The sequence below is a fragment of the Actinoplanes auranticolor genome, from assembly GCF_018332655.1.
In the GTDB taxonomy this organism is placed as follows: domain Bacteria; phylum Actinomycetota; class Actinomycetes; order Mycobacteriales; family Micromonosporaceae; genus Actinoplanes; species Actinoplanes auranticolor.
Genome location: NZ_BOQL01000013.1, coordinates 1 through 19,439 on the forward strand (window position 1 = coordinate 1; position 19,439 = coordinate 19,439).

Below are 19,439 nucleotides of genomic sequence, written 5' to 3' on the forward strand. Positions count from 1 at the left end.
GGACGCCGCCGGACTTAACGTACAGTCGAGGGCCTTCCCCATAGGGGTTGGCCCTCGGCTGCTTTTGTGTGTCAGGGCCCTAGTAGCGTTGGATGGGCGCGTGCTCGACCCGCGCCCCGGCGCCCGATGGCAGGGCCGGCACCAGAATGATCTTGTACCACCCGTAGTGATCTGTTCCGTACTTGATGTGCTCCGGCAGCCCCGCCGATGGTGTGCGGGCCTCGCCGAACTTGGAAGGACTTGACCCGTGAACCCAGGACCGCAGGACGGCGGCTCCAGCAACCGCGACGACGAAGGCCGGGACGGCCGCGGTCGCGACGGAGGCTCCGGCGCGAACCCCCGCGGTGACCGGGGCGACCGAGGCGGCCCGCGCCGCGAAGGCGGCTTCCGCGCCGGCGGCGACCGCAGTGGCGACCGGGGCGGCTTCCGCGGCGGTGACCGGGGAGGTTCGTCCGGCGGTGGCGACCGCGGGGGCTTCCGTGGTGGCGACCGTGACCGTGGTGGATACCAGGGTGGCGGCGACCGCGGCGGTTCGTCGGGTGGTTACCGCAGTGGTGGCGACCGTCCGCAGGGCGGTGGGTTCCGCAGTGGCGGGGACCGCCCGCAGGGTGGCGGGTTCCGCAGTGGCGGTGATCGTCCCCAGGGCGGCGACCGCGGCGGGTTCCGTAGCGGTGGTGACCGTCCCCAGGGCGGCGGCTTCCGCAGCGGCGGTGACCGCGGTGGGTATCAGGGCGGCAGTGACCGGGGCGGCTCGTCCGGCGGTTACCGCAGCGGCGGCGACCGTCCGCAGGGCGGTGGCTACCAGGGTGGCGGTGACCGGGGTGGCTACCGCGGCGGCGGCGACCGTCCGCAGGGTGGCGGGTTCCGCAGTGGCGGTGACCGTCCTCAGGGTGGTGGCTTCCGTGGCGACCGTGACCGTGGTGGATCTCAGGGTGGCGGAGACCGTCCCCAGAGTGGCGGGTTCCGTAGCGGTGGTGACCGTCCGCAGGGTGGTGGCTTCCGTGGTGGCGACCGTGACCGCGGTGGGTACCAGGGCGGCGGCGACCGGGGCGGTTATCGCAGCGGTGGCGACCGTCCGCAGAGCGGCGACCGTGGTGGATACCAGGGTGGCGGTGACCGTCCGCAGGGCGGCGGGTTCCGCAGTGGCGGTGACCGTCCGCAGGGTGGTGGCTTCCGTGGTGGCGACCGTGACCGCGGTGGATACCAGGGTGGCGGTGACCGTGGGGGCTACCGCAGTGGCGGCGACCGTCCGCAGAGTGGTGGGTACCAGGGTGGCGGTGACCGTGGCGGATTCCGTAGCGGCGGCGACCGTCCCCAGGGCGGCGGCTTCCGTGGTGGCGACCGCGACCGTCCGCAGAGTGGTGGTTACCAAGGCGGCGGTGACCGTGGCGGATTCCGTAGCGGTGGCGACCGTCCCCAGGGCGGTGACCGTGGCGGGTTCCGCAGTGGCGGCGACCGTCTCCAGGGCGGCGGCTTCCGTGGTGGCGACCGCGACCGTGGTGGATACCAGGGCGGCGGCGACCGGGGCGGCTACCGCGGCGGGGATCGCACTGAGGGCGGCCCGCGCAACAGCTTCCAGGGTGGCGCCGGTGGTGGCTACCGGGGCGACCGTCCGCAGAGTGACCGTCCGCAGGGCGACCGTGGTGGTTACCAGGGTGGCGGCGACCGGGGCGGCTACCGCGGCGGGGACCGGCCGGGCAACCGCACCGACGGCGGCTTCCGTGGCGACCGTGACCGGCCGCAGGGTGACCGTCCTCAGGGCGGCGACCGCGGCGGGTTCCGCAGTGGCGGCGACCGTCCGCAGAGCGGCGGCTACCAGGGTGGCGGCGACCGCGGCGGATACCGCGGCACGCGTGACGACCGCAGCACCGGCGACCGTGGCCCCCGTGACGGCGGCTTCCGCGACCGCGACGACCGCGCACCCCGCGACGACCGTGGCCCTCGTGACGACCGTGCTCCGCGCACGGACGGGGCGCCTCGCGACGACCGTGGGGCTCGCGACAACCGCGGACCTCGCGACGACCGTAACTTCCGGGACGACCGCGCCCCGCGTGACGACCGGGCGAACCGGGCCGGCCGCGACGACCGCTCTGGCCGCGATGACCGGGCGACTCGTGACGACCGGGCGCCGCGGGACGACCGGGGACCTCGGGGTGAGCGTGGGTATGAGCAGCCTGACCTGCAGCAGCCCGCGTTCCAGGCGCCCGAGCTGCCCGAGGATGTCGTGGCGACCGATCTCGACAAGGAGGTTCGCGCCGAGCTGCTGAGCCTGTCTCGGGACACCGCCGACCTCGTTGCCCGGCACCTCGTGGCTGCCGGTCAGATCATCGACGAGGACTCCGAGCTCGCGTTGCAGCATGCGATCGCCGCGCGGCGGATGGCTTCGCGGATCGCGGTGGTGCGGGAGGCCGTCGGGCTGGCCGCGTACGCGGTGGGGGACTGGACCACCGCGATCGCCGAGCTGCGCACGTACCACCGGATGACGGGGCGGCAGACGCACCTGGCCGAGCTGGCCGACTGTGAGCGCGCCCTGGGTCGCCCGGAACGGGCGATTGATCTCTTCCGCGGTGCGGACAAGGACACCCTCGACAAGGCGGGCGCGATCGAGCTGCTCATCGTGGCCGCCGGCGCCCGTGGTGACCTCGGTCAGCACGACGCCGCCGTGGCGATGCTGCAGGTCCGTGAGCTGACCGCCGACGAGGACGCCGAGTGGGCCGTCCGGCTGCGGTACGCCTACGCCGACGCACTGCTGGCCGCCGGCCGGCGCGACGAGGCTCGGGAGTGGTTCGCGCGGGCCGCGGCCGCCGATGAGGACAACCTGACCGATGCGGCGGAGCGGCTGCTCGAGCTGGACGGCGTCACGATCGAAGGCGATGAGCCCGAGGACGACGACCCGGCCGACGAGAGCCAGGCCGGCGGCGGGCCGGTGGCCGCGGTGGAGACCGACTCGGACGCGCCGGCGACGGACGCCGACGAGGAGGACGAGGAGTACCGCGACGAGGCGTTCGCCGGGGATGAAGACGATGACGATGAGGACCGGGCGCAGGACGACCTGGTCGAGGACGTCGACGCCGGCATCGACGAGGCCGAGGCCGCCGACGACAAGGCCAGCGACGCAGCGGCTGGCACGCCCGCCGACGACAAGGCCGGCGACCTGGCGGCCGACACGGCCGCTGACTCCAAGGCTGGCGACGCGGCGGGCGACAACGCCGACCGAGTCACCGAGGCCAAGGCCGGCGACACGGTAGGCGACACGACCGCTGACGCCGGGGGCGGCGACGCGGCGGGCGACAACGCCGACCGAGTCACCGAGGCCAAGGCCGGCGACACGGTGGGCGACGCGGCCGTTGACGCCGAGATCAGCGGCGTGGCGGACGACAAGGTCGTCAAGGCCGCCGCCGCCGACGCGGGAGACGGCCGGGCAGCCGACGAGTTCGAGGGTGAGCGCCCGGCGAAGGGTGACAAGGAGCCGGAGGCGTGAGCCTGGTTGAGGCGTACGACCTGGTCATCTTCGACCTGGACGGCGTCATTTACCTGATCGACAAGCCGATCGAGGGTGCGGCTGAGGCGGTCGAGCGGCTGCGCTCGGCCGGCACGGCTATCGCGTATGCGACGAACAACGCGTCGCGGCGCGCGCCTGACGTGGCCGCCCTGCTCACCGGTATGGGTGTGTCCGCCACCGCCGACGAGGTTCTCACCTCGGCCGGCGCGGCGGCCGCCCTGCTGGCCCAGCGGCTGCCCGCGGGCGCTCCGGTGCTGGTCGTCGGTGCGGAGGCGTTGCGGGCGGAGGTTCGCGATGCCGGGCTTGTGCCGGTCGAGCGGTTCGAGGACGAGCCGGTTGCCGTGGTGCAGGGCTACGGTCCGGACGTCGGCTGGAAGGTGCTGGCCGAGGCGTCTCTCGCGGTCCGCGCCGGCGCCTTGTGGATGGCTACCAACACCGACCGCACCCTGCCGAGCCCGCGCGGGCCGTTGCCGGGTAACGGCTCGCTGGTGTCGGTGCTGCGGACCGCGTTGAACCGGGAGCCCGACGTTGTTGTCGGCAAGCCGGCGCCGGCGTTGTTCGAGACTGCGGCGTCGCTGTCGAAGTCGCAGCGGCCGCTTGCGGTCGGTGACCGGCTTGACACCGATATCGAGGGTGCGGTCGGCGCGGGTATGGACAGCCTGCTGGTGCTGACCGGGGTCAGCGGACCGGCTGAGCTGCTCGCGGCTCCGCCCGAGCGGCGGCCGACGTTCGTGTCGGCAGACCTGTCCGGACTGTTCGGCGAGGCTCCGCCGGCGCGGCTCGCCGCCGGGACCGACGAGCTCGGCGGCTGGCGACTGATGGACGGCAAGCTCGACGGCTCGGGCGACCCGGTCGACGCGCTGCGGCTGCTGACCGGCTTCGTCTGGGACGGCGGCAAGGCACAGGCCGGCTCGGACGCGGCCCGTGAGCTGTTTACCACGTGGGGTCTGTGAGCGCTGCCCGCAACTGTCGTTGATCCCCCGCAGGCACCACGCTTGCGGGGGATTTCCGTGTCCGCGCCGGGCGGAAGTAGCCGACTCCGCTCGTCCCGCCGAAGCCCGCGGCGACGTGGGCGGCGACAGGTGACCAGATCCGGACAGCTTCACCGATCCCCGTGACCGGGGCCAACGTGGCCGCGGTGATCGGCAGCGGATGCGCCGCAGTCCTCCGGGCGATGGCGGTCCGGACCCTTGCCGGCCACACACTCGGGGCCCGGCCCGGCCCGGCCCGGCTCGGCTCGGCCCGACCCGAGGTGGGGCGAGGTGGGCGGTGGTCAGTCGACCTGGCCGGACTGGTAGGCGAAGACCACCAGCTGGGCGCGATCGCGGGCGGTCGGTTTCACCATGGCTCTGCTCACGTGGGTGCGGGCTGTTGCCGGGCTCAGGACCAGGCGGGCCGCTATCTCCTCGTTGCTCAGGCCCTCGCCGACCAGGCTGACCACTTCGCGTTCGCGGTCGGTGAGGGCGTTCAGCTGGGGGTGGGGGCTTAGGACGCGGGTCGGGCGGGACGCGAATTCGCGGACGACCCGGCGGGTCACCTGCGGGGACAGCAGGGCTTCGCCGGCCGCGACCCGGCGGATCGCGCGGACCAGCTCGGCGGGTTTCGTGTCCTTGATGAGGAAGCCGCTGGCACCGTGGCGCAGGGCGTCGAAGACGTAGGCATCGACCTCGAAGGTCGTCAGCACGATCACCCGGGTGCCGGTCACGCCGGGGTCCGCGGCGATGCGGCGGGTGGCCTCGATGCCGTCGATGCCCGGCATGCGCACGTCCATCAGGACCACGTCCGGCCGGTGCGCTCTGGTCTGCTCGACCGCGGCGAGTCCGTCGGCTGCCTCGCCGGCCACGATCAGATCGTCCTCGCTGCCCAGCAGGGTGCGCGGCCCAGCCGGACGAGGTCCTGGTCGTCCGCGATGACCACGCTGATCGTCCGCTGCGGGGTCATCGGCGCACCGGGAGCGTGGCGGTGACGGCGAAGCCGCCTTCCGGGCGGGGATCCGCGGTCAACGAGCCGCCGAGGGCCGACACGCGTTCCTTCATGCCGGCGAGGCCGTGGCCGTCCCGGCCCGGCGTGGGCCCGGCCGTCGCGGCCGGTGTCGCTGACCGAGACGGTCAGGTCGTCGTCGGTCAGGGCGAGGCGGACCGAGGCTGTGGCCGTACCCGCGTGGCGCAGGACGTTGGTCAGCGGCTCCTGGACGATGCGGTAGGCCGCCAGGTCCACCGCCGCGGGCAGAGACGCCAGCGGACCGGCCACGTCGACCGCCACCGACACTCCTACCGCGCGGGTGCGGTCCACCAGCGCGTCCAGGCGGGCCAGGCCGTCCGGCAGGTATCTGCGTACCCGGTTCATGACGCTCACAGGATGTCACGGCGTCGCAGCAGCGCGTCGCCCGCTGCCGCGAACACCAGCAGATATCCACCGACGATCAGCGCGGCCCGGTCGCCACTGACCCGCGCCTCAACGCCGGGTGTGTCCCCGCTCGCGCCGAGCGCCGCGACCAGCGAGCCCGCATGGGGACCGGGCAGCGCCTTCTGCAGCTGCGCGACCCAGCCCAGCAGGGGCGCGGCGATCAGGGCGAGGAGATTCTGCACGGCGAGCAGCCACACCAGGCCCAGCCCGACCGGCAGGGCGACCCCGCGCAGCGCGATGCCCGACAGTGCGCCGAGGACCGTCCACATCGCCGCGATCAACCAGCCCGCACCGACCCCGGCGAGCAGGTCACCGGCGCCCGGCCAGGTCATTGTCCGGCTCTCGGCGAGCGCGACGGCGATGCTCGCCACCGCGCCCACGGCGAAGACCGCCAGCACCCCGGCCAGCGCCGCCAGGCAGACGGTGACGAGCTTGGCGGCATAGACCCGTAGGCGGGCCGGATCCTGGGTGACGACCGTCTTCCAGGTGCCCGAGGCGTACTCGCTGCCGACGGCCAGCACGCCGAGGATCAGCATCAGCGCCCCGAGGAACACGGGCAGGCCACCGATGGAGTTGCCGACGAGCTGGTCCGGCAGTAACGCCGCCAGGCCGCGATCGGCACGTGGGCCACCGGTGCCGCCCGCGTAGCCGGCGTAGGGGATGAGGTAGGTGAAGGTCAGGCTCAGCCCGATCGCGATCGCCAGCAGCGCCCAGATCGCCGGGCGGCGTACCAGCTTGGTCGTCTCGGCCCGGATGTCGTCGGCCAGCCGGGTGGCGTCGCCGGAGCGGGACAGCCGGCGCGGGGAGTGCACCCCGAAGTCCGTGTCACGTATGGCCGGCTCCCGAGGTCAAGGCGAGGAAGGCGTCCTCGAGGCTGCGCTCGTCCGTACGCAGCTCGCTGACCGCTATGCCGGCGCCGACCAGCGCGGCGTTCAGCTCGGCAGCGCGGGCCGGGGGGCACGGTGAGTCGCAGAGCGCCGTCGGTGACCTGGACGGCGTGCGGGCCGAGCAGGCTTCGGGCCTGTGCCGCGGCAGCGTCCAGCGGGGGCGGCGACCAGTCGCAGGCCCGGCTCGCCGCGGAGCTCGGCGACTGTGCTCTCGGCGACCAGCCGGCCGGCGGCGATGACGCCCACCCGGTCGCACAGCTCCTGGACCTCGGTCATCAGGTGGCTGGAGAGCAGCACCGTGCAACCGGCAGCGCCGAGGCGGCGCACCAGCAGGCGCATGTCCGCCATGCCGGCCGGGTCCAGCCCGTTGGTCGGCTCGTCGAGCACGATCAGACGCGGATCTTTGAGCAGGGTAGCGGCCACGCCCAGACGTTGCTTCATGCCGAGCGAGTAGGTCGCGTAGCGGTCGCCGGCGCGAACGGTCAGCTCGACCTGGTCGAGCACTGCCGCGACCCGGGCGGGCGCGACGCCGGCGTGGCGGGCCATGACCCGCAGATTGTCGCGACCGGTGAGGTACGGATAGAAGGCCGGCCCCTCGATGAGCGCGCCGACGCCGTCCAGCCGTCCCGGGGCCCGTCCGAACAGACGCACCTCGCCGGAGGTGGGCCGGATCAGACCCAGCAGCATGCGCAACGTGGTGGTCTTGCCGGCACCGTTGGGACCCAGGAAGCCGTAGATCTCGCCCGGCTGAACGCACAGGTCCAGGTTGTCGACGGCGGTCAGGGTGCCGTAGCGCTTCGTGAGTCGCCGGGCCTCGACGGGTGCTGTCATGAGCCCATCGTGGCCAGTTGCGGGGCTGGGCGCGTCCGCTCAGAAGCGACACTTCGCGTACGTCTCAGGTCGTACGGCCGGGCCTAGAGCAGCTTGCGCAGCTTCAGCAGGTCGAACGGGTTGGCCTTGATCGAGACCTGGCGGGACGCGATCGCTCGGGTGACGTCGAGGCGGCCCGTGACCAGGGCGATCAGGTCGTCGCTGGCCGCGATCAGGGCGATCTTGGCCTTGGGATCGTCGCCGTCGGCGATGTCGACCAGCCGGCCGCCGGTCAGCCGCGCGTGGAAGGCGGTGTCCAGGTCGGTCACCCGGCACGCGAGCGTGCGGTCCAGGTCGAGCTTGCCGCGGGTCTCGGCGTTGGCGTCCAGCCGGGCGGCGAGATCGTGCAACGCCTGCCGGCACTCGTCCACGCTGGCCAATTCCGGACCTCCTCCGCGACACCACTTCGACGCTCCGCACGGTACCGCAATGCGCCCGCGGGTACTCCCGGTAGCGTTGCACCAGCACACGCGTGGCGCGAGCCGGAGGGGAGCAACATGCAGGACGCATGGCGGGCGTATCTGGAGATGGCGCTCGGACTGACCGAGGCACCGCGCAAGCGGGCGCAGCAGGTGGCCGGCGAGCTCGTGAACCGTGGTGGCGCGACGGCCGCCCAGTTGCAGGGGCTGGTCGAGGATCTGATGTCGACCGGCGTCGCCAACCGCGAGGCGTTGACGAACATCGTGCGCTTCGAGGTGGACCGGGCGCTCGGCCTGGTCGGTCTGGCCACCGCCGACGAGGTGTCCGACCTCAACAGCCGGGTACGCGATCTGGAACGGCAGCTGCGTCAGGCCCAGGCGCGCCCCGGTACGGTCGGGGGCGCCGATGGCGGTGAGGCAGCCGGTGCTCCCGATGTGACCCTGGCCGAGCCGGGGCCGGCCGACGTCGTGCCGCCGGCGAAGAAGGCCGTGGCGAAGAAGGCGGTGGCGCGCAAGGCGGTCAAGGCGACCCCGAACGCGATGCCGGCCGCCGCCGCACCCACGACGAACATGATGCCCGCTGCCGCGACGCCGGGCCGCAAGGCGGCGAAGAAGGCCGCGGGCAACGGGACTTCCCCGGCCCAGCCGGCTCCGGTGAAGGCAGCCACGCCCGGCGCCGCACCGGTCAAGGGTGTGCCGCCGAAGCCCGCACCGAGCAAGGCCGGCCCGGGCAAGGCTGCTCCGGGCAAGGCTGCTCCGGGCAAGGCTGCTCCGGGCAAGGCTGCTCCGGGCAAGGCTGCTCCGGGCAAGGCCGCTCCCGGCAAGGCCGGCCCCGCCGCGGGCGCTTCGGTGGAGGCGGCCGGAACCGGCGCGGGTCCGGGCAAGGCGGCGAAGCCCGCGGGGAGTCCGTCGAAGGCAGCCGGCCCGGCCGCCACTGCCGGTCGGGCGAAGGTTGCCAAGGCCGCGAAGGCGGCGAAAGCCGCAGCCGCGGAACCGGCCACCCCGGCGGGAACCGTAGCGGCGCCGACCGCGCCGGTGAAGGAGGCCGCCGCGGCGACCGAGCTCCCGCCGACCGCCCCCGCGAAGAGGACGGCCACCACGAAGGCCGCCGCCAAGAAGGCAACGCCAGCCGCGGGCGGCCAGGCTTCCGGCCTGTCGGCCGGGAGTAGCCCGGCCATCGGCGAGCCGGCTGCGACCCCGCCCTCCGGTGAGGCCGCCAACAAGAGCACGCCGGCCAGGAAGGCCGCGAAGAAGACGACCAACCCCGCCACGCCGGAGGCCACGCCGTGACGTATCCGAACCAGTCACCCCGCCCGGGCCCGCCGCCCGGCGGCTTCCGCCCCGGCCCGCCCCCCGGTGGCTTCCGTTCGGGCCCTCCGCCGGCACCGCAAGGCGCTGGACAGGGCGCCGGACCGCAGAGCTCCGGACCGCAGAACTCCGGACCGCAGGGCGCCGGACCGCGGAACGACCCGGAGTACCGGCTGGACGCCACGGGCGGCACCGGGCACCCCGCCGTCGATGCCGTTCTGCAGTCGCTGGCCAACGCGGCCACGCTCGCCCCGGGCGACCAGATCGCCGAGTACGAGGGCGCGCACCAGGTGCTCCAGGAGACCCTGGCCAGCATCGACCGCTGACCCCCGTACCGGAGAATAGGTTTTCATGGCCCGCCGTGCGCGTCTCGACGCCGAGCTCGTCCGCCGTAAGCTCGCCCGTTCCCGGGACCAGGCCGCCGCGCTCGTCGCGGCCGGCCGGGTCCAGGTGCGCGGCAGTGTGGCGCAGAAGGTCGCCACCATGATCGACCCGGCCGACCCGGTCGTGGTCACCGGCGACGATCCGACCACCGAGTACGTCTCCCGGGGCAGCCACAAGCTGGCCGGGGCGCTCGCCGCCTTCACCGGGCTCACCGTCGAGGGCCGCCGCTGTCTCGACGCCGGCGCCTCGACCGGTGGCTTCACCGACGTGCTGCTGCGCCGGGGCGCCGGGCGCGTCTACGCCGTCGATGTCGGTTACGGCCAGCTCGCCTGGCCGCTGCGTACCGATGAACGGGTCATCGTCATGGAGCGCACCAATGTGCGGACCTTGACCCCCGACGTCCTCGGCGGTCCGGTCGATCTCACCGTCGCCGATCTGTCCTTCATCTCCCTGCGGCTCGTGCTGCCCGCTCTCGCCGCCTGCACCGGGCCGGACGGTGACCTCGCGCTGATGGTCAAGCCGCAGTTCGAGGTGGGCAAGGAGCGGGTCGGGTCCGGCGGGGTCGTGCGCGATCCGCTGCTGCGCGCCGAGGCCGTCCTCGACGTCGCCGCCACCGGTGCTCAGCTGGGGCTCGGCGTCGCCGGGGTGGCCGCGAGCCCGTTGCCCGGGCCGAGCGGCAACGTGGAGTTCTTCCTGTGGTTCCGGCGTGATGCCCCGCCCGCCGACGAGGCGCGGGTGCACGCTGTGGTCGCCGCCGGGCCGTCCGGCGCGGTAGCCTCCGCCGGGCCGGCACCGACGCCGGTTTCGCCCCTGATGGAGGATTCGTGACGCGGTCCGCCTTGCTGGTCACCCACACCGGCCGCCGGCAGAGCACCCAGCATGCCCAGACCGTCGCCCGCGACCTGGTCGCGGCCGGTTTCGAGGTACGGGTGATCGCCCAGGAGGTCGCCGACCTGGAGCTGCCTCCCGGCGTCACGCCGGTCGACGACCCCACGGCCGCGGAGGGTGTGGAGATCGTCTTCGCGCTCGGCGGCGACGGCACCTTCCTGCGCGCCGCCGAGCTCGCCCGGCCGGCCAAGGCGCCGCTGCTGGGCATCAACCTCGGCAAGGTCGGCTTCCTGGCCGAGGCCGAGCTGAACAACATCGACCAGACCGTGCGCGAGATCGTCGCCGGCGACTACACGGTGGACGAACGGCTCACCCTGGACGTGCGCGCCGAGTACGACGGCCGGCTCATCGCCGACTCCTGGGCGCTCAACGAGTGCAGCGTCGAGAAGGGCCAGCGGGCGCACATGCTCGAGCTGCTCGTCGACGTCGACGGGCGGCCGCTGTCGCGGTACGGCTGCGACGGTGTCGTGTGCGCCACACCGACCGGTTCCACGGCGTATGCGTTCTCGGCCGGCGGCCCGGTCGTGTGGCCCGAGGTGGAGGCGCTGCTGCTGGTGCCGATCAGCGCGCACGCCCTGTTCAGCAAGCCCATCGTCACCGCTCCGACGTCGACGTTCGTGATCACCGTGGATCCGTACACGTCGTTCGCCGTGCTCTGCTGCGACGGCCGGCGCACCTGGGACCTGCCGCCGGGTGCGCAGGTCACGGTGCGGCGCGGGGAGCTTCCCGTCCGCCTCGTACGGCTCAATCCGCGTCCGTTCACCGACACCCTGGTGGCGAAGTTCGCCCTCCCGGTCGACGGCTGGCGCGGCAACCGCCGCTGACGGCTGACCGGCCTCGGTGGGCAATTGTCGGTGGGCACCGATACTGTTCGCCCTGTGCTGGAGGAACTGCGCATCACCGGGCTCGGCGTCATCGACGACACGACCTTGAGGCTGACCACGGGTATGAATGCCATCACCGGTGAGACCGGTGCCGGCAAGACGATGGTCGTGACCGGTCTCGGGCTGCTGTTCGGCGGCCGGGCCGACGCCGGCCGGGTCCGCGCGGACCCGGGCCGGGCGGTGGTCGAGGGCCGCTTGCGCCTCGCCGGGACGCTCGGCGACGCGGTGCAGACCCGCATCACCGACGCCGGTGGCGAGATGGACGACGACGGCTCGGTGCTGCTCAGCCGCACGGTCACCATCGAGGGCCGGTCGCGGGCGCACGTCGGCGGCCGCAGCATGCCGGTGGCGATGCTCAGCGAGGTCGGCGAGCAGGTCGTCGCCGTGCACGGGCAGTCCGACCAGCTGCGCCTGCTGCGCCCGTCCGAGCAGCGGGCCGCGCTGGACCGCTTCGCCGGCCCCGGGCACGAGAAGCTGCTGGAGAGCTACCGGGAGGCCTTCACCCGCTGGCGGGCCGTGGTCGAGGATCTGGCCGACCGCCGCCGCCATGCGCGCGAGCGCAGCCAGGAGGCCGACCTGCTGACCCTCGGGCTCGACGAGATCAGCCGCGTCGACCCGCAGCCCGGTGAGGACGACGACCTGCGCGCCGAGGTGCAGCGCCTGGAGCACGCCGAGGGCCTGCGCACCGCCGCCGCGATCGCCGCGCAGGCGCTGGCCGGCGGCGTGGAGGCCACCGACGACACCCCGGACGCCACGGTGCTGCTGGGCACCGCCCGGCGCACGCTGGAGGCGCAGGCCGGGGTCGACCCGGCGCTGGGGGAGCTGGCCGGCCGGGTCGAGGAGGCCGCCACTCTGGTCGGCGACGTCTCCGCCGAGCTTTCGGCCTACCTGAGCGCGCTGGACGCGGATCCGGCCCGGCTCGAGGTCATCTACGAGCGAAGGGCGGCGCTGCGCGCGCTGACCCGCAAGTACGCCGACGACGTCGAGGGTGTCATCGCCTGGGCCGAGAACGCCCGCACCCGGCTCGCCGCGCTGGACAGCTCCGACGAGCTGCTGGAGGAGCTGGACAAGGAGCGGCTGCGCCTGGCGGCGACCGTGGGTGAGCTGGCCGCCCGGCTGACCGCCGCGCGGGTCGAGGCCGCCGGCCGCTTCTCCGACCAGGTCAGCGTCGAGCTGGCCGGGCTGGCCATGCCGCACGCCCGGGTCGAGATCGTCGTGCAGCCGCGGGCCGGCGGGCGCGACGAGCCCACGGTCCCGGTCGACGGGGCCGAGGTGGCCGTCGGGCCGGACGGCGGTGACGAGATCGAGCTGCGGCTGATCGCGCATCCCGGCGCGCCCGCGCTGCCGCTGCAGAAGGGCGCCTCGGGCGGTGAGCTCTCCCGCGTCATGCTGGCCATAGAGGTGGTCTTCGCCGGGGCCGGCGGCCCGCCGACGCTGGTCTTCGACGAGGTCGACGCCGGGGTGGGCGGTCAGGCCGCGGTGGAGATCGGCCGGCGGCTGGCCCGGCTCGCGCGTACGCATCAGGTGCTGGTCGTGACCCACCTGCCGCAGGTGGCCGCCTTCGCCGACCGGCATCTGGTGGTCGCCAAGGACACCGGCGGGGCGATCACCACCAGCGGGGTGCGCATCGTCGAGGAGACCGAGCGGGCCCGCGAGCTGGCCCGGATGCTGGCCGGCCTGCCGGATTCGGATCTGGGCATCGCCCACGCGGAGGAGCTGCTGGCCGTCGCCGACAAGGAGAAGCGGGCCTGACCTGCACACCAGCGTCGCCGCGGGGGCGGCAGTTCCGGCGTCCGGAACGCGGGAAGCCACGACGGGTGACGGGCAACTCGTACCTTTTGTCGGTGACCTTGTGCATGTCGCGTGCGGTAGAGGTGAAACCGCGTGTCAGGATGGCCGGGATGCGACTTCCCACCTTGCGCCGGACCCGGAGCGTCGAACCGGGAGCCTTCTCCGGCACCGCCCGACTGGATCGCCGGACCAAGCGCCTGGTCGGACGACTGCGCCCCGGTGACATCGCCGTGATCGACCACGTCGACATCGACCGCGTCGCGGCCGACTCGCTGGTCGCCGTCGGCGTCGCGGCGGTGCTCAACGTCAAGCCCTCGATCTCCGGCCGCTATCCGAACCTCGGGCCCGAGGTGCTGATCCAGGCCGGCATCGTGCTCATCGACGACCTCGGCGAAGAGGTGTTCGACCGGATCAGCGAGGGTGACGTCGTCAGCATCGAGGACGACACCGTGCTGCTCGGCGGCGAGCCGATCGCCACCGGCATCCGGCAGGACACCCAGACCGTCGCCGCCGCCATGGCCGACGCTCGTGAGGGCCTGTCCGTGCAGCTCGAGGCGTTCGCGGCGAACACCATGGACTACCTCAAGCAGGAGCGTGACCTGCTGCTCGACGGGGTCGGCGTGCCGGACGTGCAGACCCAGATCGCCGGCCGGCACGTGCTCATCGTGGTCCGCGGTTACGACTACAAGGCCGACCTGGACGTGCTGCGGCCCTACATCCGCGAGTGCAAGCCGGTGCTGATCGGGGTCGACGGTGGCGCCGACGCGCTGGTGGAGACCGGTTACACCCCCGACATCATCATCGGCGACATGGACTCGGTCACCGACGACGTGCTGCGCTGCGGGGCCGAGGTGATCGTGCACGCGTACCCGGACGGCCGCGCTCCCGGCCTGGACCGGGTGCACGGGCTCGGCGTGCCCGCGGTGACCTTCCCCGCCGCCGCCACCAGCGAGGACCTCGCCATGCTGCTGGCCGACGACAAGGGCGCGACGCTGATCGTGGCCGTCGGCACGCACGCCAACCTGGTCGAGTTCCTGGACAAGGGCCGCGGCGGCATGGCCTCGACGTTCCTGACCCGGCTCAAGGTCGGCGGCAAGCTGGTCGACGCCAAGGGCGTGAGCCGGCTCTACAAGCAGAACATCTCCGGCTCGTCGCTGGTGCTGCTGGTGCTGTCGGCCATCGCGGCGATGGCTTCGGCGGTCACCGTCTCCACCGTCGGCAAGGCCTATCTCTCCGTGATGTCCGAGTGGTGGGACAATCTGGTCTTCCAGTTAGGACAGCTCTTCTAATCCGCGAGTGACCAAGAGGCTTTGGCGTGATCAACTTCCGGTACCACGTGGTGTCGCTCACCGCGGTCTTCCTCGCCCTGGCGATCGGGCTGGTGGTCGGCACCGCCGCGCTCAACGGGCCGGTCGTCGACACGCTCAAGGACCGCGTCGACGCCCTCAGCAAGGACAACACCAACTACCGCGAGCAGGCGAACCAGTACCGGGACGAGCTGAACAGCACCCAGGACTTCGCCACCCAGGTGTCGCCCGCGCTGCTCAACGGCAAGCTGACCGGTCGCAAGATCCTCGTGGTGGTGCTGCCGGGCGGCCAGGACTACGCCGAGGGCACCACCGCGATGCTCAAGGTCGCGGGGGCCGCGATCACCGGTACGGTCACCGTGCAGGACAAGTTCTTCGAGCCGGCGAACGCCTTCGAGCTGCTGGACCTGGCCGACAAGGCGTCGCAGCCCACCGTGTCCGCCGAGGGCCTGCCGCTCAACAGCGACGGCGTCGAGACCTCCAGCGCCCTGCTCGCCGTCGCCCTGCTCCAGCAGGCCCAGCCGGTGTCGGCCGCCGACCTCACCGCCGTGCTGACCGCCTACACCAAGCCCGGCTATCTCAACGTCTCCGACGAGATCGTGCCCGGCGCCGAGGCCACCGTGGTGGTCTCCGGGCTGCCGCCGGTCGACCGGGACGCCGCCGAGAAGAACCGGAACGCGGTCACCCTGACCAACCAGTTCCACAAGGACCGCCCGGTGGTCGTCGGCGGCAACGGCATCGGTGACGGCAACCTGGTCGCCGAGGTCCGCTCGGACCCCACCCTGGTCAAGGAGATCTCCACGGTGGACAACGTCAGCACCGAGCAGGGCCGGCTGGCCACGGCGATGGCCGTCGTCGAGCGGGTCGTCGGGGGCAAGGTGGGACAGTACGGCCTGTCGGCGGGCGCGAGCGCGCTCGTGCCCAAGGCCTCGGGCTGAGTTCGTCCACAGGGTGCGCCGGGCCCGGGCCGGGACCGCCTAGACTCGGCGGTCGGCCGCCGAGGGGCGCGGCCCGGCGAGGCGGGAGTGCGGGCAGATGGCGGGCAAGGTCTTCAAGTCGTTCGGTACGGGGGCCGTGGTGGCCCGTGCGGCGCTGGCCTGGATCCGTCATGACCCGTACGCCGCCCAGCTGGACCGGACGAATTTCCACGGCCGCACCGTCACCCTCGCGGGTGGTCCCGCGCTCGCGCTGGGCGCCACTGCCGGTGCCGCGCTCGGTGCGCCCAGCCGGGCCACGAGCGCCGCTGCGCTGACCGCGGGCGCCACGGCCGGGGCCGTCGGCTTCTACGACGACCTGGTCGGCAACCGGCCCGAGCAGAAGGCCGCCAAGGGCTTCGCCGGGCACCTCGGGGCGCTGCGCGAGGGCCGCGTCACGAGCGGGCTGGTCAAGATCGCCGGTGTCGGTGCCGCCGGGCTGGCCGCCGCCGCTCTGCTCGCCACCGATCCCCGGGTGCGCGCCCACCGCGGCCGCCGCAAGGGTGGCGCCGTGCGCGGCGCGACCGACGTGCTGCTCGGCGCCGGCGTCATCGCCGGCACCGCCAACCTGCTCAATCTGCTCGACCTGCGCCCCGGCCGGGCGCTCAAGGCCGGCACGCTCATCGGGGCCCCGCTGGCCGTCGGCCGGGGCGGTGGTGTCGCCGCCGGGACGCTGGGCGCGGGCGCCGCGCTGCTGCCGGCCGACCTCGGCGAGGAGATCATGCTCGGCGACGCGGGCGCCAACGCCCTCGGCGCGCTGCTCGGTGTGGCTCTCGCCGCCCGGACGGGACCGGCCGGGCGGGCCGTCGCCCTGACCGTGCTGGCCGCGCTCACCGCGGCCAGCGAGAAGGTCAGCTTCACCAAGGTCATCCAGGACACGCCGTGGCTGCGCGAGCTCGACGCGCTGGGCCGCCGGCCGGCGGAATGACCGAAACCGCGCCTGCGCCGCGTTCCGGGGCCGGGCGCATCGTCGGGGCGGCCGCGCTCATCGCCGGTCTCACGGTGCTCGCGCGCATCGCCGGCTTCGGCCGCACGGTGGTGTTCATCAGCACCGTCCGCGACAACTCGCTCGGCGACCTCTACAACGCGGCCAACACAGTGCCGAACATCGTCTTCGAGCTGGTGGCCGGCGGCGCGCTGGCCAGCCTGGTGGTGCCGTTGCTGGCCGGAGCGGTGGCGGCGGGCGACCGGCAGCGGGTCGACGCGGTCGCCTCCGCCCTGCTGACCTGGACGTTGCTGCTGCTCGTGCCGCTGGCCCTGCTGGTCGCGCTGCTGGCCGGGCCGATCGTCGGCCTGCTGCCGCACATGCCGCCCGAGGCCCACGAGGTGGGCACGCGCATGCTGCGCATCTTCGCTCCGCAACTGCCGCTGTACGGGGTGGGCATCGTGCTCACCGGAATCCTGCAGGCCCACCACCGCTTCGCCTGGCCGGTGATCGCCCCGCTGCTCTCCAGTGTCACCGTGATGGCCGCCTACCTCACGTACGCGCTGGTCGACGGCCGCGGCAGTGGTCTCGGCCGGTTGAGCACCGGCGGTGAGCTGGCCCTGTCCGTGGGAACCACGCTCGGCGTCGTCGTGCTCAGTCTGTGCCTGTTGATCCCGCTGCGTGGCCTGCGCCTGCGGCTGCGCCCGGCGGTGCGGTTCCCGGGCGACGCGGGACGGCAGGTCGTCCGCCTCGGCTGGGCCGGCGCTGTCACCGTCGGCTCGCAGCAGCTCATGGTCGTCGTCGTGCTCGCCCTGGCGGCCGGCGACGGGGACCTGACCCGGTTCAACCTGGCCCAGGCGCTGTACCTGCTGCCCTGGGCGGTGCTGGCCGTGCCGCTCGCCACCGCCGCCTATCCGACATTGTCCGCGACCGCCGAGCGTGGCGACGAGAAGGGCTACCGCGCCGCGCTGGCCGGGACCGCCCGTACGGTGGCGCTGCTGGCCTGCCTCGGCGGCGCGGCGCTGGTCGCCGTCGCCGGGCCGGTCGCGACGCTGCTCGGCACGCCCCAGGCAGCGCCGGGCATCGTGGGATTCGCACCCGGACTGCTGGGCTTCGCCCTGTTCGCGCTGCTCTCCCGCGCGCTCTACGCCCGGGGCGCGACGGCGTCCGCGGCTGCGGCCACCGCGGCGGGCTGGGCGGTCGCCGCGCTCGCCGCGTTGACCCTGGCCGCCGTGCTGCCCGGGGACGACCGGGTGCTTGCGCTGGCCCTGGCCAACAGCGTCGGCATGCTCACTCTGGGCGTGTTGCTGGTGGCTGCCGTACGCCGCCGCGCCGGTGCCGGAGCGCTGGCGGGGCTGACCCGCGCGACCGCCGTCGGTATCGTGGCGGCGGTCGTGGCCGGACTGGCCGGGTGGGGTGCGGTCGAGGGCCTGCGGCACGCGACGGGTGTGACCCCGGCAGGTGGGGCGAGCCTGCTCTCGGGCATGCTGGGCGGTGTCGTGGTGGTGGTCGTCTTCCTCGCGGTGACCTACCCGCTGGACCGCCACGACCTGCGACCCCTGGTCGCCACCGTGACCGGGCGGATACGCCGGAAGCCGGCACCGGACGAGAAAGGCGCAACGTGACCGACGCAGCACGGGCGACGATGTGGCACGGCTCGGTCGCACTGGTGCTGGGCTCCAGCACCGGTGGCGTCGGACGGCACGTGGCCTCGCTCACCCGTGGCCTGCTCGCGGCCGGTTGCCGGGTGCTGGTCTGCGGGCCCGCGGCGGCCGACGAGCTGTTCGGCTTCTCCGCGGCCGGCGCGCAGTTCGCCCCGGTGGAGATCCCGGCCAACCCCGGCCCCCAGGACTCCGGCGCGGTCCGGGCCCTGCGCCGAGCGCTGACCGGCCGCGACGTCGACGTCGTGCACGCGCACGGGCTGCGGGCGGCCTTCGTCGCCTCGCTGGCCCGGCCCGCCGCCCCGCTGGTGGTCACCTGGCACAACGCGGTCCTCGCCCGCGGCCTGCGCGGACAGGCGTCGGCGCTGGTCGAGCGGATCGTCGCCCGCGCGGCCACCCTGACCCTCGGCGCCTCCGAGGACCTGGTGGAACGCGCCGTGGCGCTGGGCGCCCGCAACGCGCGCCTGGGTGCGGTCGCCGCGCCCGCACTGGCCGCGCCCAAGCGCAGCCGTGCCGCCGTACGGGCCGAATTCCGGCTCACCCCGGACACCCCGCTGATCCTCTCGGTCGGCCGGCTGCACCCGCAGAAACGGTACGACGTCCTGGTCGAGGCGGCCGCCCGCTGGCGCGACCTGAAGCCGGTCCCGACGGTGCTGGTGGCCGGGTCCGGGCCCAGCTACATGCTGCTGGCCCAGCGCATCTCGGAGGTGCGGGCCAAGTTCTTCCTGCTCGGCCACCGCAAGGACGTGCCCGACCTGCTGGCCGGCGCCGACCTGGCGGTGATCACGAGCGACTGGGAGGCCCGCCAGCTGTTCGCCCAGGAGGCGCTGAATGCCGGCGTGCCGCTGGTGACCACGGCCGTGGGCGGACTGCCGGGACTGGTAGGAGACGCCGCGGTGCTGATCCCGCCGGGAGACGTGGACGCGCTCGACACGGCGGTGCGCGAGCTGCTGGCGGATCCGGCCAAGCGAGCGGAGTATGCGGCCCGGGGGCCGCGCCAGGCGGCGACGTGGCCGTCGGAGGAGGACACGGTCGCTGACGTGCTGGCCGCTTATGCGTCGGTGACGACAAGCGCGCGGGCAGGCCAGGGGTGAGCGAGCCGGACCCCGGCACCACCGCACCCGAGCCGGACGACGACCCGACACCGGGCGCGCCTGCGTCAGGGAGCACGCCCGGACCTGCCGCGACCGAGTCCGCTCGGACCCACGCTCCTGACCCGGATAAACCGGCCGA

At 73.8% G+C, this 19,439-nt stretch carries 15 protein-coding genes and 2 pseudogenes; 12 read left to right on the forward strand and 5 right to left on the reverse strand.

The window, feature by feature from the left end; all coding sequences use genetic code 11:
* Window positions 1-79: 79 nt before the first annotated feature.
* Complete coding sequence (locus tag Aau02nite_RS05345; RefSeq protein ID WP_212987271.1) at window positions 80-2,359, reverse strand: hypothetical protein; 2,280 nt, start codon at window positions 2,357-2,359, stop codon at window positions 80-82.
* On the opposite strand from Aau02nite_RS05345, the gene Aau02nite_RS05350 reads away from it, so the two are divergent.
* Together Aau02nite_RS05350 and Aau02nite_RS05355 are read left to right on the forward strand one after the other, a co-directional pair.
* Complete coding sequence (locus Aau02nite_RS05350) at window positions 2,309-3,481, forward strand: tetratricopeptide repeat protein (RefSeq protein WP_438841100.1); 1,173 nt, start codon at window positions 2,309-2,311, stop codon at window positions 3,479-3,481. The two genes, Aau02nite_RS05345 and Aau02nite_RS05350, sit on opposite strands and share 51 nt — an antisense overlap.
* Window positions 3,478-4,455, forward strand: coding sequence for an HAD-IIA family hydrolase (locus Aau02nite_RS05355; RefSeq protein ID WP_212987198.1), 978 nt, complete (start codon window positions 3,478-3,480; stop codon window positions 4,453-4,455). The genes Aau02nite_RS05350 and Aau02nite_RS05355 overlap by 4 nt, the downstream gene beginning before the upstream one ends.
* Before the next feature lie 320 nt (window positions 4,456-4,775).
* Here the strand turns inward: Aau02nite_RS05355 and Aau02nite_RS05360 are convergent.
* The 4 genes and pseudogenes from Aau02nite_RS05360 to Aau02nite_RS05375 all read right to left on the reverse strand — a co-directional run bounded on the left by Aau02nite_RS05360 (window position 4,776) and on the right by Aau02nite_RS05375 (window position 8,045).
* Window positions 4,776-5,443 (reverse strand): annotated as a pseudogene (locus tag Aau02nite_RS05360) (response regulator transcription factor).
* 410 nt (window positions 5,444-5,853) lie between these two features.
* On the reverse strand, window positions 5,854-6,720 hold the full coding sequence (locus Aau02nite_RS05365) for an ABC transporter permease (protein WP_246594922.1): 867 nt from the start codon (window positions 6,718-6,720) through the stop codon (window positions 5,854-5,856).
* 120 nt (window positions 6,721-6,840) lie between these two features.
* Window positions 6,841-7,626, reverse strand: coding sequence for an ABC transporter ATP-binding protein (locus Aau02nite_RS05370; RefSeq protein WP_246594923.1), 786 nt, complete (start codon window positions 7,624-7,626; stop codon window positions 6,841-6,843).
* 83 nt (window positions 7,627-7,709) lie between these two features.
* A complete protein-coding gene (locus Aau02nite_RS05375) occupies window positions 7,710-8,045 on the reverse strand; it encodes an SCP2 sterol-binding domain-containing protein (RefSeq protein ID WP_212987199.1) in 336 nt (111 codons plus the stop codon).
* Between the two features lie 117 nt (window positions 8,046-8,162).
* Between Aau02nite_RS05375 and Aau02nite_RS05380 the strand changes: the two are divergent.
* The 10 genes and pseudogenes from Aau02nite_RS05380 to Aau02nite_RS05425 form a co-directional block, all read left to right on the forward strand.
* Window positions 8,163-8,699 (forward strand): annotated as a pseudogene (locus Aau02nite_RS05380) (phasin family protein); the annotation flags it as partial.
* 671 nt (window positions 8,700-9,370) lie between these two features.
* Window positions 9,371-9,718 carry a hypothetical protein gene (locus tag Aau02nite_RS05385; protein ID WP_212987272.1) on the forward strand — a complete coding sequence of 116 codons (348 nt, stop codon included), beginning with the start codon at window positions 9,371-9,373 and terminating at the stop codon, window positions 9,716-9,718.
* Between the two features lie 25 nt (window positions 9,719-9,743).
* Window positions 9,744-10,604, forward strand: a complete 861-nt coding sequence (locus Aau02nite_RS05390; RefSeq protein WP_212987200.1) for a TlyA family RNA methyltransferase — start codon at window positions 9,744-9,746, stop codon at window positions 10,602-10,604.
* A complete protein-coding gene (locus tag Aau02nite_RS05395; protein WP_212987201.1) occupies window positions 10,601-11,488 on the forward strand; it encodes an NAD kinase in 888 nt (295 codons plus the stop codon). The genes Aau02nite_RS05390 and Aau02nite_RS05395 overlap by 4 nt, the downstream gene beginning before the upstream one ends.
* A 54-nt stretch (window positions 11,489-11,542) precedes the next feature.
* Window positions 11,543-13,300 carry a DNA repair protein RecN gene (recN, locus tag Aau02nite_RS05400; protein ID WP_212987202.1) on the forward strand — a complete coding sequence of 586 codons (1,758 nt, stop codon included), beginning with the start codon at window positions 11,543-11,545 and terminating at the stop codon, window positions 13,298-13,300.
* A gap of 149 nt (window positions 13,301-13,449) precedes the next feature.
* The gene (gene steA / locus Aau02nite_RS05405) at window positions 13,450-14,628 is read left to right on the forward strand and encodes a putative cytokinetic ring protein SteA (RefSeq protein ID WP_212987203.1); all 1,179 of its coding nucleotides are present in this window, start codon (window positions 13,450-13,452) and stop codon (window positions 14,626-14,628) included.
* 26 nt (window positions 14,629-14,654) lie between these two features.
* The gene (locus Aau02nite_RS05410; RefSeq protein WP_212987204.1) at window positions 14,655-15,584 is read left to right on the forward strand and encodes a copper transporter; all 930 of its coding nucleotides are present in this window, start codon (window positions 14,655-14,657) and stop codon (window positions 15,582-15,584) included.
* Window positions 15,585-15,681: 97 nt separating this feature from the next.
* The gene (locus tag Aau02nite_RS05415; protein WP_212987205.1) at window positions 15,682-16,548 is read left to right on the forward strand and encodes a hypothetical protein; all 867 of its coding nucleotides are present in this window, start codon (window positions 15,682-15,684) and stop codon (window positions 16,546-16,548) included.
* Window positions 16,545-18,170 carry a murein biosynthesis integral membrane protein MurJ gene (murJ, locus tag Aau02nite_RS05420; RefSeq protein ID WP_212987206.1) on the forward strand — a complete coding sequence of 542 codons (1,626 nt, stop codon included), beginning with the start codon at window positions 16,545-16,547 and terminating at the stop codon, window positions 18,168-18,170. The genes Aau02nite_RS05415 and murJ overlap by 4 nt, the downstream gene beginning before the upstream one ends.
* Window positions 18,167-19,300: a glycosyltransferase family 4 protein gene (locus Aau02nite_RS05425; protein WP_246594924.1), complete on the forward strand. Its 1,134-nt coding sequence runs from the start codon at window positions 18,167-18,169 to the stop codon at window positions 19,298-19,300. The genes murJ and Aau02nite_RS05425 overlap by 4 nt, the downstream gene beginning before the upstream one ends.
* Window positions 19,301-19,439 lie beyond the last annotated feature (139 nt).

What these genes read in the sequence shown, in the direction of transcription:
- Aau02nite_RS05415 (WP_212987205.1), top strand. Translation starts at nt 15,682, where the DNA reads ATGGCGGGCAAGGTCTTCAAGTCGTTCGGTACGGGGGCCGTGGTGGCC.
- Aau02nite_RS05345 (WP_212987271.1), bottom strand. Translation starts at nt 2,359, where the DNA reads ATGCTGCAACGCGAGCTCGGAGTCCTCGTCGATGATCTGACCGGCAGC.
- steA (WP_212987203.1), top strand. Translation starts at nt 13,450, where the DNA reads ATGCGACTTCCCACCTTGCGCCGGACCCGGAGCGTCGAACCGGGAGCC.
- Aau02nite_RS05390 (WP_212987200.1), top strand. Translation starts at nt 9,744, where the DNA reads ATGGCCCGCCGTGCGCGTCTCGACGCCGAGCTCGTCCGCCGTAAGCTC.
- Aau02nite_RS05370 (WP_246594923.1), bottom strand. Translation starts at nt 7,626, where the DNA reads ATGACAGCACCCGTCGAGGCCCGGCGACTCACGAAGCGCTACGGCACC.
- murJ (WP_212987206.1), top strand. Translation starts at nt 16,545, where the DNA reads ATGACCGAAACCGCGCCTGCGCCGCGTTCCGGGGCCGGGCGCATCGTC.